Origin of the sequence: Phyllobacterium phragmitis (assembly GCF_002980495.1) — a bacterium.
Lineage (GTDB): Bacteria > Pseudomonadota > Alphaproteobacteria > Rhizobiales > Rhizobiaceae > Paramesorhizobium > Paramesorhizobium phragmitis.
Window position 1 is genome coordinate 1 of record NZ_PVBR01000056.1, and the last position, 4,502, is coordinate 4,502.

The following is a 4,502-nucleotide window of genomic DNA, read 5'->3' on the forward strand; positions in this document are numbered from 1 at the left end:
CTTGCCATTACGATAAAAGACCGGACGGGCATGAAACGCGACTATTATCTGGGGACAAAGGGGCGAATCATCGCGCCGGGCGAAAGCCTCGCCTTTTCCAGCCGTCTGCCTGCCCCTAAGGACAGGGGGGAGGCGGTGGGGGTCAGGCTGTCGCCGCGATAAGGGGGGGTCGATATTCAGATGATGGCGGGCTGCAAACGACGTTTTCGCCTCGCCTGACCTGAATCTCAACACACCCTAAAGAATCCCGCCAAAAAAAGACTATTATAGATGAAGTATTCGGTCGCTCCCGAACTGCAGCTTCGAGCCCTTCTTCGACATTCGCACACTGTGCAGCATTCGCCCCGACGATCCCCTTACGGCCCGCCGAAAGGCCAGCCACCGTCGCTCATACTTCGATTAGTCGCGTCGTCACCTGGGTCTGACGAAGTTCTGTCAGCCCGTCCTCCCAGGAAACAACCGGGCTGTAGCCGAGCTCCCGCTCGGCCTTGCGAATGTCTAGCGTGATCTCCACGGCACTCGTGGCGTAGTCCTGAAAGCTCAGGGGCCCGCGCAACCGGCTGCCGGTCAGGCGATAGAGGCCGTCCCCGATCCGCGCGAAGCCGTGGATCAGACCACGGGGGACAGATTTCGTGCCGGCGGTCAGCCCCTGGGTGGCTAGAAGCGCACTCACCGTGTCGCGGAACGAACGGGGTGAGCCATCGGAGATGTGGTAGATTTCACCGCGGCGACCATGCCCGAAGGCGAGATCTACGGCATGGCAGAGGTTGCCGACATGGGTCGTCGAACAAAGGTAGTCCCCGCCCGAAATCCAGGCGAAGCGGCCGCTCCGCACGGCTTCGGTCAAGATCGGCAGGGCGGTGGTGTCGTCTCGACCCCAGACCATCCGTGGGCGCAGGATCACTACGTTCTGACCCGCCGCAGCCGCGCGCCGGGCGATCCGTTCCGCCTCTGCCTTGCCGGCGGAGTAGCCACCTGCGGGCCGGGACGGATAGGGCGTGGTCTCGTCGACGTTGCACAGTGGGCGCCCGTCCTGGAGCACTGAATCCGTGCTGATCAGCACCGTGGAGGCGACGCCCGCGGCCCGGGCAGACTCCAGTACCCGGCGGGTGCCCTCGGCATTGATTCGGGCCGCCTGCGAACCGGGACCGTGATCGAGGCTGGCCGCCGCATGGACCAGCGCCTGCGTCCCTTCCATCACGGGCACGAGATCGGTGGTCAGCATGTCGCCGATCACCGGCCGCGCGCCCCAGGCCGCGATCTGCTCGGCAGCCTCGGCACTGCGGACAAGGCCGGTGACCCGGTGCCCGGCGGCAACATAATGACGCAGCAGGTTACGCCCGACGTAGCCGGCAGCGCCGGTGATGAAGATGTGACGCTCAGTCATGGGTGTTGCCCTCGGGGGCCGCGCCATGCACGGCCAGCATTTCGATATCGTCGAGAATCTCGGCCCTTTCGGCCTCGCTCCAGGCATGAAGTTCCAGGTGCTGCTGGAATTTCAGTCCTTCCAACGCCAGCCAGGCCAACCGGGCAGCGCGGGGATGGCTGGCCCCGGCCAGAAGCGCCTCGCCCAAGTCCGCCTGGTTGGCTCGGAATTCCGCGCGCAGTTCGGCGTCCTGCATCAACGCCGCAACAAGGCTCAGCACTGCGGGGTTGCCGCCCTGAACAACCCGCGTCTGTCGGGCGGCCTCGATACGGCCTCGCAGCGGCGCATCGGGCGCGCCGGCAAAGGGTACCGTAGAGCTGTCGTTGAAGGCATTGTCGGCCCGGATCGTGCGCCGGACCACCGCAGCGATCAGCTCGCGCTTGCTGGAATGTTCGTAGAGCACGGTGGCTTTCGAGACATTCGCTTCTTTCGCAACCGCATCGACGGTCAGTATGCCATCACGGGCGACAACCCGTTCGACGGCATCAAGGATCTGATCCTGATCATGTTTTCTTGGACGGGCCATGGGACACCGGTTTATTTCCGACCGTTCGGAAATAAACTGGTGAGGTCCGCGATGTCAAGCCCCGATCACAGCCGCTGCCCACTGGGGCAAGCGGCCGGAAACCGCTGCACCACCAGTTTAAGATTCGACCGGGCTAGGCCGGTCGAGGTACTTCTCCGCGAGGGGACGGGGAACGGCGAGCGCGCAAATACGACTTAACCGCCGAGGCCGATGCGGAGGTGATGTCGCAATTTAGATTGTCCCGCCGGCTCCTCTGATCCCATCCTGTGGCGGTCTTGTACCGACTACGAAGAGAAGCATGATCCTCGCGGGTGTGCCGCTCAAACTTTGTCGTCTCGCTCGACCAGATCGACGTGGCTGACACCGAGGGCTTGGGCGAGTTCATACAGCGTGATCACGGTTGGATTCCTCCGGCCGCGTTCGAGGCTGCTGAGGTATTGCTGGCTGAAGCCGGAACGTGCTTCGACCTCTTCCTGTGTCAGGCCCTTCTCCCGACCGCACGCGCGTTGCTTGGTTGGACACAGGAGACGCTCGCTGACAAGGCCCGGGTCTCATTGACCGCGCTCAAGCGCCTCGAATCCCCCAGTGGACTTGAGGTCTTTGAGAGCACGCGCGATGAGGTGAGACGGGCTTTCGAACGCGCCGGCATCGTCTTCCTGAACTCCGATCAGGGCAAGGGAGTGCTGCTCGTTGATGCGAAGAAGGAAACCTGACGTTCGACAGGTCGCGGCGTTGCCACCTCGTCCCGCGTCAAGGCCATGCGTCATCGTTCCGATGGTGAGTTCAACTGGTCATCGCAACACCTTCTGCAGCCTATCGGCCGGGGTCTCGAAGTCCAGGGTTTTTCGGGGTCGCTGATTAAGCTTCAGAGCGACGGCGTCGAGTTGATCCCGCGAGACGAGTGATAGGTTGGTGGTTCTCGGAAAGTACTGTCTGAGCAGGCCGTTGGTATTTTCGTTGCTGCCGCGCTGCCAGGGACTGTGCGGATCGCAGAAGTAGACCTGTAGATCGGTTGCGACGGTGAAGCTCTTGTGACGAGCCATCTCCTTGCCCTGGTCCCATGTCAACGAGCGCCGCAACTCGGCACTCATCCAGCCGATCTTCTGGACCCCGCAAACCGATCCAGCGATGCTTCCATTCATGGTCGGACCGAGCCCGGCGGGAGATCTCAGCGTCCGCGTTGACGATCTGCACGCCCGCGCTATCATCGAGCATGATCCTGATCTGATCCGGCTCGCGCTGCGGGGCACCCCCTACGATGTCACCCTGGTCGACGTCGATGATGCCCTCCCCCTCGGCGCATTCGTCATGTTCGACGAATTGACGCCCGACCGGCTGACCGCGGTCGAACGCCTCTGGCACGCAATGTTCGGCAAGCGTGTGCCGCGCGATCCACGCATGACGCTGCAGAGACGTCAGCGCACCCGCCAGATGCTACGCGCTGTCGACGCACGCCAGAGCGGCGCCATCTACCGCACCGTCGCCGAACATCTCTTCCCCCAGCACAAGATCGACGCAGCGTCCTGGGTCGGCGACCCGATCCGGGAGATCACGATCCGTCTCGCCCGCGACGGCATGAAGCTCGTTCGCGGCGGCTACCGGACATTGCTGCGCCGCCCACGCCGCGATCGCTGACGCCCGCTCGGGTGTCGATTTTAGCATCTTACTTCGACATCGTCCGAGGCGCCGTCGCCACGCCACCGTGCTCGCACCCCGCCGCTTATTCGAAGCGGCCGCCCGCGAGACCACGGAGGTGCGATCATGGCCGAGAAAGCCGCCAATTTACCGCCACGCTACCTGAGAACGCAGGAGGCGGCGCTTCGCTCGATCCCGGCGACGGCATCGAGCTGTAGGAGGCCATCAGTGACGAAATCACCCAAGAAGCAGCGGCTCTCCGTCTATCTCGATCCCGACGTCATGAGTGCCCTCTCTGCGCACGCGGCCCGGCGTGGCCACTCTTTATCACTGGTCGCAGAGGCCGGCATTGCATCCTTCCTGTCGCCCGACGCTGCGGAACGGCAGGAGGCGGCAACCACCAAACGGCTCGATCAGATCGACCGGCGCTTGACCCGCATGGAGCGCGACGTCGGCATCTCCGTCGAGACGCTGGCCATCTTCGTCCGCTTCTGGCTGACCACGACGCCGGCCCTGCCAGAGCCTGCGGCTCAGGCCGCTCGCGCCAAAGCCGGCGAGCGATACGACGCCTTCATCGCGCCTCTGGGCCGTCGACTCGCAAGCGGCCCTAAGCTCAGGCAGGAAGTCTCCGAAGACATCGATCCCGCGCGCGACGGCTAGAGATCGCGTAGATGCAAAGCTGCGGCGCTTTATGGCAGATGTGGGTGGTATGGACTAAGCCGCTCGCGCGGCAATGGCGCTCGTGACAAGCGGTGCGCCTGCTGATCGACCTTGGTTCTTTGTGACTCGGGTTCCTGGCCTGACGATTGGGGTCTTCTCAATCATCAGACAGGAGGTTCCCATGAAGGAGGAGAGGACCACCCCACTGCGCGCGCGCATGATCGAAGACATGCGTATCCGTGGAATGGGCGACAA

The 4,502-nt window shown here is 63.5% G+C and carries 6 protein-coding genes and 1 pseudogene; 3 read left to right on the forward strand and 4 right to left on the reverse strand.

The features are described 5' to 3' along the window. Window positions 1-388 precede the first annotated feature (388 nt). The 3 genes from C5748_RS27140 to C5748_RS27150 form a co-directional block, all read right to left on the reverse strand. Window positions 389-1,387 carry an NAD-dependent epimerase/dehydratase family protein gene (locus C5748_RS27140; protein ID WP_105746135.1) on the reverse strand — a complete coding sequence of 333 codons (999 nt, stop codon included), beginning with the start codon at window positions 1,385-1,387 and terminating at the stop codon, window positions 389-391. Beyond that, a complete protein-coding gene (locus C5748_RS27145; RefSeq protein ID WP_105746137.1) occupies window positions 1,380-1,952 on the reverse strand; it encodes a TetR family transcriptional regulator in 573 nt (190 codons plus the stop codon). The genes C5748_RS27140 and C5748_RS27145 overlap by 8 nt, the downstream gene beginning before the upstream one ends. Before the next feature lie 320 nt (window positions 1,953-2,272). Next, a complete protein-coding gene (locus C5748_RS27150) occupies window positions 2,273-2,476 on the reverse strand; it encodes a helix-turn-helix domain-containing protein (RefSeq protein ID WP_105746141.1) in 204 nt (67 codons plus the stop codon). Between C5748_RS27150 and C5748_RS27155 the strand changes: the two genes are divergently transcribed. Next, on the forward strand, window positions 2,459-2,665 hold the full coding sequence (locus C5748_RS27155) for a helix-turn-helix domain-containing protein (protein WP_425350309.1): 207 nt from the start codon (window positions 2,459-2,461) through the stop codon (window positions 2,663-2,665). The two genes, C5748_RS27150 and C5748_RS27155, sit on opposite strands and share 18 nt — an antisense overlap. Window positions 2,666-2,743: 78 nt before the next feature. Here the strand turns inward: C5748_RS27155 and C5748_RS27160 are convergent. Beyond that, a pseudogene (locus C5748_RS27160) lies at window positions 2,744-3,037 on the reverse strand (IS30 family transposase); the annotation flags it as partial. On the opposite strand from C5748_RS27160, the gene C5748_RS27165 reads away from it, so the two are divergent. Together C5748_RS27165 and C5748_RS27170 are read left to right on the forward strand one after the other, a co-directional pair. Then, a complete protein-coding gene (locus C5748_RS27165) occupies window positions 3,000-3,587 on the forward strand; it encodes a DUF2285 domain-containing protein (RefSeq protein WP_245582013.1) in 588 nt (195 codons plus the stop codon). The pseudogene C5748_RS27160 and the gene C5748_RS27165 sit on opposite strands and share 38 nt — an antisense overlap. Before the next feature lie 228 nt (window positions 3,588-3,815). Then, window positions 3,816-4,247, forward strand: coding sequence for a CopG family transcriptional regulator (locus tag C5748_RS27170; protein ID WP_105746145.1), 432 nt, complete (start codon window positions 3,816-3,818; stop codon window positions 4,245-4,247). Window positions 4,248-4,502 lie beyond the last annotated feature (255 nt).

Coding starts and splice junctions, on each gene's coding strand:
- C5748_RS27145 (WP_105746137.1), bottom strand. CDS start 1,952: ATGGCCCGTCCAAGAAAACATGATCAGGATCAGATCCTTGATGCCGTC.
- C5748_RS27140 (WP_105746135.1), bottom strand. CDS start 1,387: ATGACTGAGCGTCACATCTTCATCACCGGCGCTGCCGGCTACGTCGGG.